We start from the raw sequence: 16,212 nt of genomic DNA on the forward strand, positions 1-16,212 counted from the left end.
CTGCCTATGAGCAGCGGCCTTTTTTGTTCATCGAATGTATTCATGAATTTCTACATTACAAAGTATGCGTTTTCTGTTATACTGTATAGCAGAAATTGTAAAAGAGAGGTGCGGATATATGGATGACATTACACGGCTCTGCAGGGCGCAGACGCGGCTCACGATGCTGCAGATCAGCCTGCTGGCCCGCATGGCGATCGTCTTTCCCTTCCTCGCGGACCTTGCACACGGCGAGCTCAAGGTCTACGTGAAGGCGAAGGACCCCGAGTACTTCCTGGTCATAGCGCAGCAGCGGCCGCATACGGTCTACCTGCCTGGCAAGGACAGTGCGGTCGGGAAGCTGGTGCGCTGCATCGAGGAGCCGCTCATCAAAGAGACCTTCCAGACGGGCAAGCCGGCGCGCGGCAAGCGCGAGTGGAATTACGGCTCGATGATCGATATGTTCACGTTTGGCATCCACGACGGCGACAAGGTCATCGGCGTACTGAATTTCGAGGTCGACCTCGACAAGCTCTCAATCGAGGGCTATTCGCACTTGCTCGATGCGGCGGTAGCCGTGCTCTACCATGCGCGCCACATCCTCAATCCGGAGCAGTTCCGCCCCATCACGGCGAGCGACGGCATCATCATCACAGATGCGCACAGCCGCATCGTCTTTGCGGATGCGGCGGCACAGCGCATCTACCGCGTGCTCGGCGTCGGCAGCCTGCGCGGCGGTCATCTCTTTGACCGCCAGATGACGCAGCATGTCACGCGCGAGACGGTGGAGACGGAGCGTCCGTGGCAGAAGGAGATCACGGCAGGCGGGCTCATCCTCATCAGGCGCGAGATCGTCATCCGCGAGGGCGGCAATCTCTGCATGCGCATCGTCATCATCTCGGATGTCACGGAGACGCGCGCCAAGGATAAGGAAATCCGCATCAAGTCGGCTGTCATCCAGGAGATCCATCACCGCGTCAAGAACAACCTGCAGGCCATTGCGAGCCTGCTGCGCATCCAGGCGCGGCGGGCCAAGACGGCCGAGGTAAAGGCAGCGCTGAAGGAGAGCGTCAACCGCATCCTCTCCATCTCCGTTGTCCATGAGTACCTCTCGCAGCAGGGCAGCGAGGACATCGATGTCCAGGAGGTCATGGCGCATATTTTCGACCTGGCTGCGCGCAACATGACAGACCGGGAGTTCACCATACGGACAGAATTCCAGGGGCCGCGTCTCATCCTGCCGTCGAAGTGTGCGAGCTCTGTGGCGCTCGTGCTCAACGAGCTCGTGCTCAATGCGATGGAGCACGCTTTCACGGGCCGTAAATCGGGGCTCATCGGACTGGCTGTACAGGAGAATGAGGATCACTGGCATCTCGATTTCTACGATGACGGCGTAGGGCTGCCGGATGGCTTTGAAGACTTGCCGCGCAAGTCGCTGGGGCTGACGATCGTCCAGACGCTCGTTGAGGGCGACCTCGGCGGCACGTTCTCCATCGAGAACGACGAGCGGGGACCTGGCCACGGCACGCATGCGCGCCTCTGTATCCCGAAGCTGCAGCCGAATCCGACGGATGAGGGATAGCAGGGAGGTTTGCCGCTGGGCGAATGGAAAGAATGCAAGGAAGGTTGGAATATTTATGGCACATGAGACATTGCGGATTGTCATTGCAGATAATGAATCCATCATTCGCATGGATTTGCGTGAGATGCTCGAAGAAGCTGGTCATGAGGTCGTCGGTGAGGCCATTGACGGGCGCAAGGCGGTGGAGCTGACGCGGCAGCATCGCCCGGACCTCGTCATCATGGATATCAAGATGCCTCAGATGGATGGCATCACGGCAGCGCGCAAGATCTCGGAGGAGAAGCTGGCGCCTGTCCTGTTGCTCACTGCCTTCAGCCAGCCGGAGATCGTCGAGAAGGCTAAGGACTCCGGCGTGCTCGGCTACCTTGTCAAGCCAGTGCAGGAGAACAACCTCTTCCCGGCCATCGAGATCGCCATGTCGCGCTGGCGGGAGATGCAGGGCCTCGAGCAGGAGCTCGCTGGCCTGCGCGATTCGCTGGCCATGCGCAAGACACTTGACCGGGCCAAGGGCATCCTCATGGCGGCCCATCATCTCTCTGAGCCGGAGGCCTACCGCCGCATCCAGCAGTACGCGATGATGAAGCGCCTGACCGTCAAGGAAGTCGCCGAGGCCATCGTCAAGGCAGCGGGCGGCAAGGTCTGAAGCTAATTGCATGGCTTTGCATATAACGATAACAAACAATAAAAACGTTTTGGACATCACAAAACCCTTGCTGTATAAGGAATTAGCAGGGATTTTTGAATTTTGTCCAAAACAAATCAGGACGAAATAAAATGTCTTTTGATTGTTTTTAGGGGAAATAGCCACTATAATAAAGGTAACTTAAGTTAAAGGAATCCAGAGGGCTTCCAAGTGTACATAGGAGGCTGAAACATGAAGACAAGTGCTCGTACCGTCGCAATCATCCGGGATCTCCTGAATGGACTGGATGGAGGCGATACGATGACAGCTGGAATGATTGCAGAGCGACTCGGTGTCAGCAGCAAGACGATATCGAGGGAGCTCCCAAGAGTGGAGATGGTGCTGAAACCGTACGGCCTGGAGCTATTGCGGAAAACAGGGGCAGGCATCCGGATTGCAGGGAATCCTGCTAAGATTGAGGAACTGCGACAGGATGTCATGAACACGGAAACATCCGCCTTTACGCCGCAGCAGCGGCAGGTCATACTGGCCGGACAGCTCCTGCGGGCTGCGGAGCCCATCAAGCTTTTCTCTCTCGCGAGTGAATTGCAGGTGACAGATGGGACGGTCAGTCATGACCTTGACAAACTCGAAGCGTGGTTCCGACAGCGCGGGCTCCTGCTCGTGCGTCGGCCGGGGCTCGGTGCATACGTCAAGGGGAGTGAGCGCGACATACGCCGCGCACTCGTCGAGATCGTCTATGCGAATCTCGATGAAGAGCGCCTCTTGCAGCTGTTCCATGGTGCGATATCTGATGCGCATGAGAGCTGGGGGGCAGCGGAGCGATATCTGCTGAATCTCGTCGATGAACAGATGATACATGATCTGGAGCACCTGGTGCATGAGATGGAGAGCGGCCTGCCGCACCATCTCTCGGATACAGCGTTCATCGGCCTCGTTGTCCACCTGTCGCTGGCGATCCAACGCATGCAGAAACACGAGGATATCCACATCGACGCGGAGACGCTGGCAATCTTGCGCAAGCGCCGTGAGTATCAGCTGGCTGCAGAGCTCGCGCAGCGCATTGCGTCAGAGTTTGCAATCGAGGTGCCGGAGGATGAGATTGGCTACATCGCCATGCATCTGATGGGAGCTCGGAGCCTTTACCGCAAGGATGATCATCAGATCGCTTCGGTCATGGATAATTTTCATCTCGTGCGCCTGGCGCGCTCCATCATGAAGTGCGCAGAGCAGGAGACAGGAAAGAAGCTCCTGGACAATAAGGAACTGTTCCTCGGGCTGGTCAATCACCTTGGACCATCCATCAGCCGCCTGCGCATGCACATGGATATCCGCAATCCTCTCTTGAAGGAGATGCAGTCGACCTATCCTCAGCTCATGGAATTGGCGCGCAAGGCAGTAAAGCCAGTGGAGCAGGAGCTCGGGGAGACATTCCCGGAAGCAGAGATTGCCTACATTGCCATGCATCTCAGCGCTGCTCTGACAGAACGTCATGAGGCTAAGATGCAGCCTGCCCGCGTCATCGTGGCCTGCCAGACTGGCATGGGGACGAGCCGCATGCTGGCTGCTGGGCTGAGGCAGACGTATGAGGAGATCGAGATTGTCGACCTCGTCTCAGCGCTTCAGGTCAACCGGGACTATGCGCGGCGCATGGAAGCGGATTTCGTCATATCGACGGTGCCGATCCCCTGGTCACCGCTGCCGGTCGTGGTCACGACGCCGCTCCTCGATGCGGCCGATAAGGCAAGAATCGAGAAGGAGCTCATGCGTCAAGCAGACCATCGCACACATTATGCGACTGCGGTGAAGGAACGAGAGGTAATCCCCTTTGTTGAGTCGCTGCGCCGCATGGATGCGTACAATCAGGCAATCCAGTCCTTGCTCCGTCACTTCTTCAGCCAGAAGATCACGCTTCCCACGCCGCACATCGAGGATATCTGCCGGGCCGCTGGCCGGGCTGTTTCCGAGGATGTTGCAGCGCAGCAGGGAATCGCAGAAGCGCTGCTGGCGCGAGAGTCCAAAGGAGAGACAATCCTGCGGGGCAATGCGATGGTCTTGCTGCATGCCAGGACGGATTTCGCGCCAGGCCTGCACTTCGGCATCCTGCATCTGGAACAGCCGATGCTGTATCCCGAACAGGACGGCGAAGCTGTGCGTACCGCCGTCGTGATGTTGGCTCCGCAGGAAAGCAGCTGTGAGGCGCTGGAGACAATCGGCACCGTTTCAGCAGCTCTGCTGGAACGCTGGGGGCTGATTGCTCTGCTCAATGAGGGCAATCAGGACGCCATCTATCAGGAACTCGAGCACATCTTCAGAGATTTTTACCAAAAAAAACAACAGGAACTCTTTGGAAATCCGTAAGATAAGATCAGGTTTTATTTATCGTTTATATGCAATGCAAATGGAGGGAAAACTTTATGAGCAACCAGAAAAAAGAAGGCGCTCAGGAAGCCATGCAGAAGTTTGGCCGCTTCCTTTCCGGCATGGTCCTGCCGAATATTGGCGCATTCATCGCATGGGGCCTTTTGACGGCCCTGTTCATTCCGACTGGCTGGTGCCCGAATGAGTATCTGGCTCAGGTCGGTGCTCCGATGAGCAAGTGGCTCATCCCGCTGCTGCTCGGCTATAGCGGCGGTGCCGCTATCTACGGTCATCGCGGCGGCGTGCTCGGCACGATTGCAACGGCCGGTGTCATCGCAGGTTCGGACATCCCGATGTTCCTCGGCGCCATGATCATGGGCCCTCTGGGCGGCTGGGTCATCAAGAAGTTCGATAAGGCCATCGAAGATCACATCCCGACTGGTTTTGAGATGCTCGTCAACAACTTCTCGGCCGGCATCATCGGCGGTATCCTCGCTATCCTGGCCTTTACGGGCATCGGCCCTGTCGTCCTCGCGGCCAATGCCGTCCTGCGCGCTGGCGTTGAAGCCATCGTCGCCATGGGCCTGTTGCCGCTCGCCTCGATCATCATCGAGCCGGCCAAGGTCCTCTTCCTCAACAACGCAATCAACCACGGCGTCCTCTCGCCGCTCGGCATCCAGCAGGCTGAGCAGTACGGCAAGTCCATGTTCTTCCTGCTCGAGGCAAACCCTGGCCCTGGCTTTGGTGTCCTGCTCGCGTATTGGTTCTTCGGCAAGGGCATGGCAAAGGAATCCACGCCGGGTGCCATGATCATTCACGTTCTCGGTGGTATCCACGAAATCTACTTCCCGTATATCCTCATGAAGCCGGTCCTCGTTCTCGCTGTCATCGCTGGCGGCATGTCTGGTGTCTTCACGCTGAATCTCCTCGGCGGCGGCCTGATCGCTCCGGCATCTCCTGGATCCATTCTTGCAGTGCTCGCCATGACGCCGAAAGGCGCTTTCCTCGCAAATGTCGCAGATTTCCTCGTTGCCACTGCTGTTTCCTGTGCGGTAGCGTCCATCTTCATCAAGGGTTCGCATGATGATGGCAGTGAAGAATCGCTCGAGGCTGCTCGTGAATCCATGACAGAGATGAAGAACCGCGGCAAGGATATGCCGTCCAATGCCAATGAAAAGAAAGTCTCGGGTGCAGAACTCAAGCGCATCGTCTATGCTTGCGATGCAGGTATGGGCTCTTCGGCTCTCGGTGCTGCTGGACTGCGCAAGAAGCTCAAGAAGGCCGGCTACACGGATATCTCGGTCACGAACTGTGCAATCGGCAACATCCCGAAGGATGCTCAGCTCGTCGTCTCCCATGAGAAGCTCGCGGAGCGCGCTCTTGAGGACAGCCCGCAGGCTGAACACATCTGGGTCAAGGACTTCACGCAGAATAATGTTTTCGATATCGTTTCAGCACGTCTCAAAGGAGAGGGCGTAGAGACAAAGGCAGCGCCTGTCCAGGAAGACACGGTCAAGGAAGGCATCTTGACGAAGGCAAATGTCAAAGTCGGCCTCAAGAGCGTCTCGAAAGAAGATGCCATTAAGGCTGCAGGTGAACTGCTCTTCAAGGGCGGCTATGTTGAGGAGCCGTATATCCAGGGCATGCTGAACCGTGAGAAGGATATCACGACGTATATCGGCAAGGGCATTGCCATCCCGCACGGCGAGAATGCCGTCAAAGAATGCGTCAAGGAATCCGGTATCGTTGTCCTGCAGTATCCGGACGGCGTCCAGTTCGGCGATGATAAGGCATACCTCATCATCGGCATCGCAGGCCGTGGCAACGACCATCTGGCCATCCTTGCAAACCTCGCCACGACCATGGACGAGTACAGTGATGAGCAGCTGCACGAGCTCTACACGACGAAGGATCCGGATGTTCTTTACAAAGTGTTCACGAAAGTGGATTAAGAGATGCAATGATGAGCAGGCTGCTGCTCTGCAACTGCTCAGCAAGTGACTCAAGTGAAAGAAATATGGGCCCCGGCCATGCAGTTGACCGGGGAGTCCATATGACAATAGGAGGAAATATGATCATGAAACAGGCAATTCATTTTGGTGCTGGCAATATCGGCCGCGGCTTTATCGGTGAGCTGCTCGTTCAGTCCGGCTATGAAGTGACGTTTGTCGATGTCAACGAAGAGCTGGTCGAGACGATCAACGCGAAGAAGGCTTACAACATCCAGATTGTCGGCGATGAGCCGCAGACGATTCACATCGAGCATGTCAAGGCCATCAACAGCAATACGAACCTCGAGGACTTGCTCACGGCTATTGTCCATGCCGATATCGTCACGACAGCAATCGGCCCGAACATCCTGAAGTTCATTGCACCGAATATTGCCAAGGGCCTCGAGCGCCGTGTCAAGGAAAATACGACGCCGCTCAATATCATTGCCTGTGAGAACATGGTCGGAGGCTCGACTGTGCTCAAGAATTTCGTCTACGAACATCTCTCGGATGAGGCTAAGCCGCTCGTCGATAAGCTGATTGGCTTCCCGGATGCTGCTGTTGACCGCATCGTGCCGCTGCAGCACAATGAGGAACCCCTGCTCGTGCAGGTCGAGCCGTACAGCGAGTGGGATGTCAACCGCACGCAGGCTAAGGGCGAAGTACCGGAGATCAAAGGCCTTACCTGGGTAGACAATCTGCAGGCATATATCGAGCGCAAACTCTTCACCGTCAATACGGGACATGCTTCAATTGCTTACCTTGCCTATCAGAAGGGCATCAAGGATATCTACAGCGCCATGCAGGATCAGGAGATTGTCGCCTTTGTCCGCAAGGTCTGGGGCGAGACGGGCAGCATGCTCATCGAGAAATACGGCTTTGATCCGGCAGCCCATCAGAAATACGTTGAGACGACGGAGAAGCGCTTTGCCAACCCGCACCTCTCCGATGAGGTCACTCGTGTAGCACGCGGCCCAAAACGCAAGCTCGGGGCTAAGGATCGTCTCGTGAGCCCGGCAACGCAGCTGATCGCTCAGGGCAAGACGCCGGCAGCACTTGCCAAGGTCATCGCGGCTGCCCTGCACTTTGACTATGAAGGCGACAAGGAAGCCGTGGAAGTACAGGCTTATGTCAAGGAACATGGTTATGAGGAAGCTCTGACGCACTTCACGGGTATCGAGAAGGGCAGCAAGCTTTACGACCTGGTCGATGCAGAGCTCAAGGCTTACGAAAAATGACACTAAAATAGTATTTACATATTGACAAACTATGTTATTTCGCTTATGATGAATACATCGTTTGAAGAGAACTGACCAGAAAAAATGGAGGTTCTAAGGCAAGCGCGCAATGCGCCCGCCTTAGGACCTCTTTTCTTTTGTGTGGATGATTTGTGAGGTGATGGCAGTGGAACATATCTTTGTGCAGGCCAATGGATTGTATCAGAGCATGCTGCACGGTTACGCGGATATCGTGCGACTGGGCATGAGTATGTTGCGCATCGGTGCCATCGGTTTTGGCGGCGGCAATGCTCTGATTCCCGTCATTGAGAAGGAAGTCGTGGAAAACGGCAAGCTCGTCACAAAGCGCGCGTACGATGAGGATGTCGTCGCGGCCTGCATCACGCCGGGGGCTCTGCCTGTCGAGATTGCGGCAGGCATCGGCCAGAGGCTCGGCGGCCATGCGGGCATGCTCGTGGCGTCTTCGATGATGGCTCTGCCGGGAGCCCTCCTCACCATCCTGATCCTTGCGGTGCTGACGGGAGAACAAGGGGCTGCCCTGACGGGGATCCGCTATGCTTCAATCGGCCTCGGTGCGTTCATCATCAGCCTGTTGGCAGCTTATGTGCTTAAGACGCTCACAGCGATGCGGCAGGCCGGCACGCGCGTGTTCCGCACGATGTGCCTGGCGATGGTGGCGGTATTCCTGCTCTCTTCGGAGGCAAATCTCTACGCACTGCTCGGCATTCCGGCTAAGCCTGTGTTCAATCTGTCCATCCTGTCCATCCTCGGGCTTTCGTTCTTCCTGATTGTCTACCTCGGCAGCGGCATCTCGCGGGCAAAAGCCATTGTGGCCGGCCTGCTCACAGCCTCGTTCCTGCTGAGCGGCAGTCATCCTTTGGCACCGGCTCTGACAGGCGTCCACGATGCCACCATCCTGCTCATGGCATGGCTCGGTTTCAGGGGGCTTGTCAAGAGCTTCCGCATGGGCGGAGAATCCGTCGATGGCGTAAAGCTTCTCAAGGACACGCTGCGCGATGCATTCGTCTGGCTGGCTTTCGCCTTGGCGCTTAGCCTGCCGGCCATCACGATGGTGCAGGGCAGCCCCGCGTACATCGGGGAGGGATTCCTCTCGTCGCTGCTCTCATTTGGCGGTGGCGATGCCTACCTGACGATTGCAGACGGCCTGTTCGTCCAGGGCGGCACAGTGGCTTCGGCAGATTTCTATGGGCAGCTCGTACCCGTGGCCAATGCATTGCCTGGGTCGATCCTCTGCAAGATCCTCACGGGAATCGGCTATCTTTCTGGCCTTCGCATGGGCGGCATGAGCGCGGGCCTCGCTCTCTCGCTGGCAGGCTTTGCCGTCAGCGTCGCGGCGTCTGGTCTGATCTTCGGCATCATCGCGCGCCTGCTGCGGACCTTTCACGACGTGCCGGTCTTCCGCCAGATCAGCCTCTGGGTGCGCCCAATCATCAGCGGCCTGCTGCTCAATGTTGCACTCTCGATGCTGCGCACGAATCTGGAGATCGGCACGGGGCTGCTGGTGCCAGAAGGGATTGTCCTTACGATGAGCATCCTGCTGGCAGTCTTTTGCCTCTACCTGCTCTTTGTGCGCAGGAAGGCTATGACCGTGCCGATGCTCGTGTCGGCAGCAGCGGGATTTGGACTTTTCCTCATCTGAATGTGAATGGTGTATGTATCGATTGTTATCATGGAGTGCTTTTAGGAGAGATGATATGAAGAATGTAAAGCTGAAGCAGAGCCGTCTGGAGACAGATGTGCTCATCATCGGCGGCGGCACGGCTGGCTGTTATGCCGCCATCAAGCTCGGCGCAGAGAAGGAGCTGCGCGTGCTCGTCGCTGAAAAAGCGAATATCGAACGCAGCGGCTGCCTGGCCGCGGGTGTCAATGCGCTCAATGCCTACATTTCGAACGGTCACACGCCGGCCGACTACGTTGAGTATGCACGCAAGGATGCGGAGGGCATCATCCGCGATGATCTCATGATGACAATCGCGAAGTCTGTCAACGAGGTCACGGAAGACCTCGAGCGCCGCGGGCTCGTGATCCTGAAGGATGAAAGCGGGAATTATGTCACGCGCGGGTGGCGCAACGTCAAGATCAACGGCGAGAATATCAAGCCGCTCCTGGCCAAGGGCGTGCGCGAGCAGAGCAACGTCACCGTGCTTAATCACGTCAATATCACAGATCTCAAGGTCACGAACGGCACGGTGCACGGTGCCTGGGGCTTTTCTGTTCGCGATTTGACCGCTTACGACATAGAGGCGAGAGCGGTGCTCATCGCGACGGGCGGAGCTGCAGGACTTTACCGCCCCAATAATCCAGGTTTTTCGCGCCACAAGATGTGGTATCCGCCGTTCAACACGGGGGCAGGCTATGCGATGGGCATCCGCGCTGGCGCCGAGATGACGACGCTCGAGCACCGCTTCATTGCATTGCGTTGCAAGGATACGATTGCGCCGACCGGCACGATTGCACAGGGCGTCGGGGCCAAGCAGGTCAATGCCAGAGGTGAAATCTATGAGACGAAGTACGGTCTCACGACACCGCAGCGCATCTTCGGGACTGTGGAGGAGAACCGCAAGGGTAACGGTCCCTGCTACCTCGATACGCGTCACATCACAGCAGAGCAGCAGGGCGATCTCTATCACGCATACCTCAACATGGCACCGGCGCAGACGCTCAAGTGGATCGAGAGCGGCAAAGGGCCGAAAGAGCAGCCTGTAGAGGTCGAGGGCACGGAACCATATGTGGTCGGCGGCCATACGGCCAGCGGCTTCTGGGTCGATACAAAGCGGGAAACGACCATTCACGGGCTGTTTGCCGCCGGTGATGTCGCAGGCGGTGCCCCGCAGAAATACGTGACGGGAGCACTCGCTGAAGGTGAGATTGCTGCCGAAGCGCTGGCTGGATATCTCGCCGCTGGCAGGGACAAGGAAGCGCGTGGCGACCAGCGTGAAGATGCGCCTGCCTGGACGGATTACGAAGCATATCTCTCGCATGAGCCCGGCAATCTGACGGCAGAGCAGCTGGAAGAAGCCATGCAGAAGGTCATGGACGAGTATGCAGGAGGCATCCATACAGACTACCGTTACAACAAGAGCCGCCTGGAACTGGCAGATGAGAAGATCAAGCATCTTGAATCCCTGCTGCCGCAGCTCGCGGCAGATGGCCCGTACGAGCTGCTCAAGATCTATGAGCTGCGCGAGCGGCTGACGGTCTGCCGGGCTCTCATCGCGCACCTTCTCGCGCGCCACGAGACGCGCTGGCATACGTTCGGCGAGAATGCCGACTATCCGGAACAGTCGCCGGAGGGCTGCTGCTACATCAATTCGCGCTGGGAAAACGGATCCTTCCATATATATAGAAGGCCGCTGGTCAAAGGAGGTCATTATGAGCATACGCATCCATGAGGACCGCTGCATCGGCTGCGGCCGCTGCACGGAAGCCTGCCCCGGCAATCTCATTCTCTTGCAGGATGGACCGTCGGGCAGGAAGGCGAAGATCTGCGAGGTCCGCGATTGCTGGGGCTGTACGGCCTGCATGAAGGAATGTCCTGTCAGTGCGATAGGCTACTTCCTCGGTGCTGACCTTGGCGGCAGTGGCAGCACGATGACAATCCACAAAGAAGGTCATTACTATCACTGGCATATCCGCAAGGCTGATCGGCAGGAGGTCACCATTACGATTGATCGCGAGAATGCCAACCAATACTGAGTAAGGAGTCAATACATATGGGAAAATTATCGCATCTCGATGCACTCGAGGCCGAGGCCATCTACATCATTCGAGAGGTTGCGGCCGAATCCGAGAAACCAGTCATGCTCTATTCCATCGGCAAGGACAGCACGGTCATGATGCATCTTGCCCTCAAGGCCTTTTACCCGGAAAAGCCGCCGTTCCCGTTCCTGCACATCAACACGACGTGGAAGTTCCATGAGATGATCGCCTTCCGCGATGCGCAGGCGAAGAAGTACGGACTCGACATGATCGAGTACAAGAATGAAGAAGGGCTGGCAGCCGGTGTCAATCCGTTTGACTACGGCGCCTCGTATACGGACATCATGAAGACGCAGGCCCTGAAGCAGGCTTTGACGAAATACGGCTTTACCGCAGCGTTCGGCGGCGGCCGCCGCGATGAGGAGAAATCGCGTGCCAAGGAACGCATCTTCTCGTTCCGCAATGCGGCCCAGGCCTGGGATCCGAAGAATCAGCGCCCGGAGATGTGGAAGCTCTACAATTCCCAGATCAACAAGGGCGAGAGCATCCGCGTCTTCCCGTTGTCCAACTGGACGGAGAAAGATATCTGGCAGTACATCCGCCGCGAGAACCTCGAGATTGTTTCCCTGTATTTTGCCAAGGAGCGCCCGGTCATCGAGCGCGACGGCAATCTCATCATGATTGACGATGACCGCATCGTCAAGAAGCTCAATCTAAGGCCAGAGGATATCGAGCACAAGAAGGTCCGCTTCCGCACGCTCGGCTGCTATCCGCTGACAGGGGCTGTTGAGTCAGAGGCTGATACGTTGGATGCAATCGTGGAGGAGACACTCGGCGCTGTCGAATCGGAGCGCACGAGCCGTGTCATCGATCACGAGGGAGCCGGCAGCATGGAACGCCGGAAACGGGAGGGTTATTTCTGATATGAACGATTTACTCAAATTCATCACCTGCGGAAGCGTCGACGACGGCAAATCCACGCTCATCGGCCATCTCTTATACGATGCGAAACTCATCTATGCCGATCAGGAAGAAGCGCTGCTGCTCGACTCGAAAGTCGGCAGCCGCGGTGGCGCCATCGACTATTCGCTGCTCCTGGACGGGCTTCTCGCAGAGCGTGAGCAGGGCATCACGATCGATGTCGCCTACCGCTACTTCACGACGGACAACCGCAGCTTCATCTGTGCGGACACGCCGGGCCACGAGGAGTACACGCGCAACATGGCCTGCGGTGCATCATTTGCAGACCTTGCCGTCATCCTCGTCGACGCGACGCAGGGCGTCCTGACGCAGACGCGCCGCCATGCCCGCATCTGCGCCCTCATGGGTATCCGGTACTTTGTCTTTGCCATCAACAAGATGGACCTCGTCGACTACTCGGAGGCGCGCTTCAAGGAGATCCAGGCGCAGATCGAGGCCCTGCAGCAAGAGCTTCATCTTCACGATGTCAAGCTCATTCCTGTATCGGCGACAGAGGGCGACAACGTCACGAAGAAGTCGTCCGCCATGGCTTGGTATGACGGCCCGACGCTGCTCGATTATCTGGAGCAGGTTGACGTCAGTGCCGTTCACGAAGAGGGCTTCTACATGCCCGTTCAGCGCGTCTGCCGCCCGAATCACGAATTCCGCGGCTTCCAGGGCCAGATCGAGAGCGGCAGCATCGCCGTCGGCGATACCATCACCTCACAGCCGAGCGGCGAGCAGGCCGAAGTCAAAAAGATCCTCGTGGCTGATCGCGAGGCGACGTCGGCCTACAAGGGACAACCGGTCACGATCCAGCTCAACCGCGAGGTCGACGTTTCGCGCGGCTGCGTGCTCGAGAAGGGCAGCCATGTCCGCCAGGCCGCAAACTTCAAGGCTGAGATCCTCTGGATGGATGATGTGCCGCTTTCCATCGGCAAGAACTTCATGGTCTTCCTCGGCACCAAGAAGATTCCCGGCATCCTGACGAAGATCGACTACCGCATCGACATCAACACGGGCGAGCACGTCGAGACGACGGGCCTCAAGAAGAATGAGATCGCGCTCTGCGAGATCGCTGTGACGGAATCAATCGTGCTCGACACGTTCGACCATCATCGCACGCAGGGCGAGCTCATCCTCATCGACCGCATCAGCAATATGACAGCGGCCTGCGGCGTTGTGCGCGAGATTCCCGACGGCTCCGAACAGCGCCACTTTGCGGCGAACCAGCAGATGCGCAGCGCACTCAACTGGCAGGCACCGCTGGCCGTGGCCTTCGAGCCAGCCAAGGACGGCATCTCGCTCGCGACTGTCGAGGAGGCCGAGTACTACCTCGTGCGCAACGGCCGCCACACGTACCTCTACCATCCGAGTGCGGAGGAAGACCCTGCGCCGGTGCTTTGCCACCTGCTGCAGGCGGGCCTCGTCGTCCTGCTTGTGCTCGACAAAGACCAGCCCTTGCCGGAAGGCGTCCGGAACTTCAGCGAGCTCTCCGGCAAAGCCGCTGCAGAGAGCACATCCCAGCAGATTGCGGAGACCATCCTGCACCACTCCATGCTCGACTCCATGATGGCACCGAATAACTGGATTATCTGATCGACATTGGCAGATCCGAAACAAAGGCCAGATTGAACTGGCCTTTGTTTTTTTGACTTTTTACGGATTTGATATTGACATTTTGACTTAGAGGGGGTAATATAAAGACTGTAGTTAGCACTCAGGTCTAGTGAGTGCTAACACCATCAACATGTAAATTCATTTTATAGGAGGAAGATACCTATGATTAAGCCATTGGGCGAAAGAGTTGTCATCGAAGTTGCAGAGAGCGATGTAAAGACGGCCAGCGGCATTGTACTGCCGGATACGGCAAAAGAGAAGCCGCAGAAGGGCACAGTCGTTGCAGTTGGCGCTGGCAAGCTGCTCGATAATGGCGAGCGCGCTGCTATGGAAGTCAAGGTCGGCGATGGCGTCATCTTCTCCAAATACTCGGGTTCAGAGGTCAAGGTAGAGGGCAAGGATTACCTGATCGTCCGTGAGAGCGATATCCTCGCTGTCATCTGATCATCCCGTGATTTCAATCAGACTTTTCTCGGAGGTAATATAAATGGCAAAACAGATTCTGTTTGACGAAGAAGCTCGCCGCGCACTTGGCCGCGGTGTTGATGCACTGGCAAATGCCGTAAAGGTAACGCTTGGACCAAAGGGCCGCAATGTCGTCCTCGACAAGAAATTCGGCGCTCCGACGATCACGAACGATGGTGTCACGATTGCACGTGACATCGAGCTTGAAGATCCGTTCGAGAACATGGGCGCACAGCTCGTCAAGGAAGTTGCGACGAAGACGAACGACATCGCTGGCGATGGCACGACGACGGCAACGCTCCTAGCACAGGCCATGATCCATGAGGGCATGAAGAATGTCGCTGCTGGCGCCAACCCGATGATCATCAAGAAGGGCATTGACGAAGCGGTCAAGACGCTCGTCGAGGAGATCAAGACGAAGGCCAAGAAGGTTGAAGGCCAGGCTGACATCGCGCAGGTCGCTACGATTTCTTCCGCGAACGAAGAGACGGGCAACCTGATTGCTGAGGCCATGGAAAAGGTCGGCAAGGACGGTGTCATCACGGTCGAGGAATCCAAGACGATGCGCACGAACCTCTCCGTCAAGGAAGGCATGCAGTTCGACCGCGGCTACATCTCCCCGTACCTCGTCACGGATACGGACAAGATGGAGGCAGCTCTCGATGATCCGTACATCCTCATCACGGACCGCAAGATCTCGGCTATCAACGATATCCTGCCGATCCTCGAGCAGGTTGTCAAGGCCGGCAAGCAGCTCGCCATCATCGCTGAGGATGTCGACGGCGAAGCACTGACGACGATCGTCGTCAACAAGCTGCGCGGCACGTTCAAGGCTCTGGCCGTCAAGGCTCCGGGCTTTGGTGACCGCCGCAAGGCTATGCTGCAGGATATCGCTACGCTGACGGGCGGCACGGTCATCAGCGAAGAGCTCGGCCGCAAGCTCGACAGCGTCACGCTCGCTGACCTCGGCCAGGCGCACAAGATGGTCTCCACGAAGGACGAGACGACGATCATCGGCGGCAAGGGCGACAAGGACGCCATTGCTGAGCGCGTTGCACAGATCAAGCAGCAGATTTCCCAGACGACGAGTGATTTCGACCGCGAGAAACTGCAGGAGCGCCTCGCAAAGCTTTCCGGTGGTGTCGCTGTCATCGAGATCGGCGCTGCTACGGAAGTCGAGATGAAGGACAAGAAGTACCGCATCGAGGATGCGCTGAACGCTACGCGCGCTGCTGTTGAAGAAGGCATCGTCGCAGGCGGCGGCACGACGTTCCTCGACATCCTGCCGGCACTCGATAAGCTCGAGGTCGAAGGTGACGAGAAGGTCGGTGTCAACATCGTTAAACGCGCCATCGAAGAGCCGGTTCGCCAGATTGCTCAGAACGCAGGCCTCGAAGGCTCTGTCGTCGTCGAGAACGTCAAGAAGGCTGGCACGGGCATCGGCTTCAACGCCCTCAAGAACGAGTACGTCGACATGCTCAAGGCTGGCATTGTCGATCCGGCTAAGGTCACGCGCTCCGCTCTGCAGAACGCTGCTTCGATTGCTTCCATGGTCCTGACCACGGAAACGCTCGTCGCTGACAAGCCGGAAAAAGAAGCTCCGGCACCGGCTGCTCCGGGCATGGGCGGCATGCCGGGCATGATGTAATCCCT

12 protein-coding genes are annotated in these 16,212 nt (G+C 57.3%); all 12 read left to right on the forward strand.

Annotated features, from left to right (window positions below):
- Positions 1–118 precede the first annotated feature (118 nt).
- The 12 genes from QDI87_RS10320 (at position 119) to groL (ending at position 16,207) form a co-directional block, all read left to right on the forward strand.
- Entirely contained in the window at positions 119–1,561 is a 1,443-nt protein-coding gene (locus QDI87_RS10320) for a histidine kinase N-terminal domain-containing protein (protein ID WP_278743224.1), read from the forward strand.
- A gap of 55 nt (positions 1,562–1,616) precedes the next feature.
- Positions 1,617–2,204, forward strand: coding sequence for an ANTAR domain-containing response regulator (locus QDI87_RS10325; RefSeq protein WP_055161657.1), 588 nt, complete (start codon positions 1,617–1,619; stop codon positions 2,202–2,204).
- A gap of 231 nt (positions 2,205–2,435) precedes the next feature.
- Positions 2,436–4,565 carry a BglG family transcription antiterminator gene (locus tag QDI87_RS10330; RefSeq protein WP_278743225.1) on the forward strand — a complete coding sequence of 710 codons (2,130 nt, stop codon included), beginning with the start codon at positions 2,436–2,438 and terminating at the stop codon, positions 4,563–4,565.
- Positions 4,566–4,621: 56 nt separating this feature from the next.
- On the forward strand, positions 4,622–6,517 hold the full coding sequence (locus QDI87_RS10335; protein ID WP_278743226.1) for a PTS mannitol transporter subunit IICBA: 1,896 nt from the start codon (positions 4,622–4,624) through the stop codon (positions 6,515–6,517).
- Positions 6,518–6,642: 125 nt separating this feature from the next.
- Positions 6,643–7,794 (forward strand): mannitol-1-phosphate 5-dehydrogenase, encoded by a 1,152-nt coding sequence (locus QDI87_RS10340; protein ID WP_278743227.1) that lies wholly within the window; start codon positions 6,643–6,645, stop codon positions 7,792–7,794.
- A gap of 160 nt (positions 7,795–7,954) precedes the next feature.
- Complete coding sequence (locus tag QDI87_RS10345) at positions 7,955–9,454, forward strand: chromate transporter (RefSeq protein WP_278743228.1); 1,500 nt, start codon at positions 7,955–7,957, stop codon at positions 9,452–9,454.
- Between the two features lie 55 nt (positions 9,455–9,509).
- On the forward strand, positions 9,510–11,207 hold the full coding sequence (locus QDI87_RS10350) for an adenylyl-sulfate reductase subunit alpha (RefSeq protein WP_278743229.1): 1,698 nt from the start codon (positions 9,510–9,512) through the stop codon (positions 11,205–11,207).
- Positions 11,188–11,511 (forward strand): 4Fe-4S dicluster domain-containing protein, encoded by a 324-nt coding sequence (locus QDI87_RS10355; RefSeq protein WP_278743230.1) that lies wholly within the window; start codon positions 11,188–11,190, stop codon positions 11,509–11,511. The genes QDI87_RS10350 and QDI87_RS10355 overlap by 20 nt, the downstream gene beginning before the upstream one ends.
- 17 nt (positions 11,512–11,528) lie before the next feature.
- The gene (gene cysD / locus QDI87_RS10360; RefSeq protein WP_036376094.1) at positions 11,529–12,437 is read left to right on the forward strand and encodes a sulfate adenylyltransferase subunit CysD; all 909 of its coding nucleotides are present in this window, start codon (positions 11,529–11,531) and stop codon (positions 12,435–12,437) included.
- Between the two features lies 1 nt (position 12,438).
- Positions 12,439–14,073, forward strand: coding sequence for a sulfate adenylyltransferase subunit 1 (locus QDI87_RS10365; protein ID WP_278743231.1), 1,635 nt, complete (start codon positions 12,439–12,441; stop codon positions 14,071–14,073).
- Between the two features lie 183 nt (positions 14,074–14,256).
- Positions 14,257–14,538: a co-chaperone GroES gene (groES, locus tag QDI87_RS10370; RefSeq protein WP_005839486.1), complete on the forward strand. Its 282-nt coding sequence runs from the start codon at positions 14,257–14,259 to the stop codon at positions 14,536–14,538.
- 43 nt (positions 14,539–14,581) lie between these two features.
- The gene (groL, locus tag QDI87_RS10375) at positions 14,582–16,207 is read left to right on the forward strand and encodes a chaperonin GroEL (protein WP_036376098.1); all 1,626 of its coding nucleotides are present in this window, start codon (positions 14,582–14,584) and stop codon (positions 16,205–16,207) included.
- Positions 16,208–16,212: the final 5 nt, after the last annotated feature.

The sequence above is a fragment of the Mitsuokella jalaludinii genome (assembly GCF_928722185.1).
GTDB classification, from domain to species: domain Bacteria; phylum Bacillota; class Negativicutes; order Selenomonadales; family Selenomonadaceae; genus Mitsuokella; species Mitsuokella jalaludinii.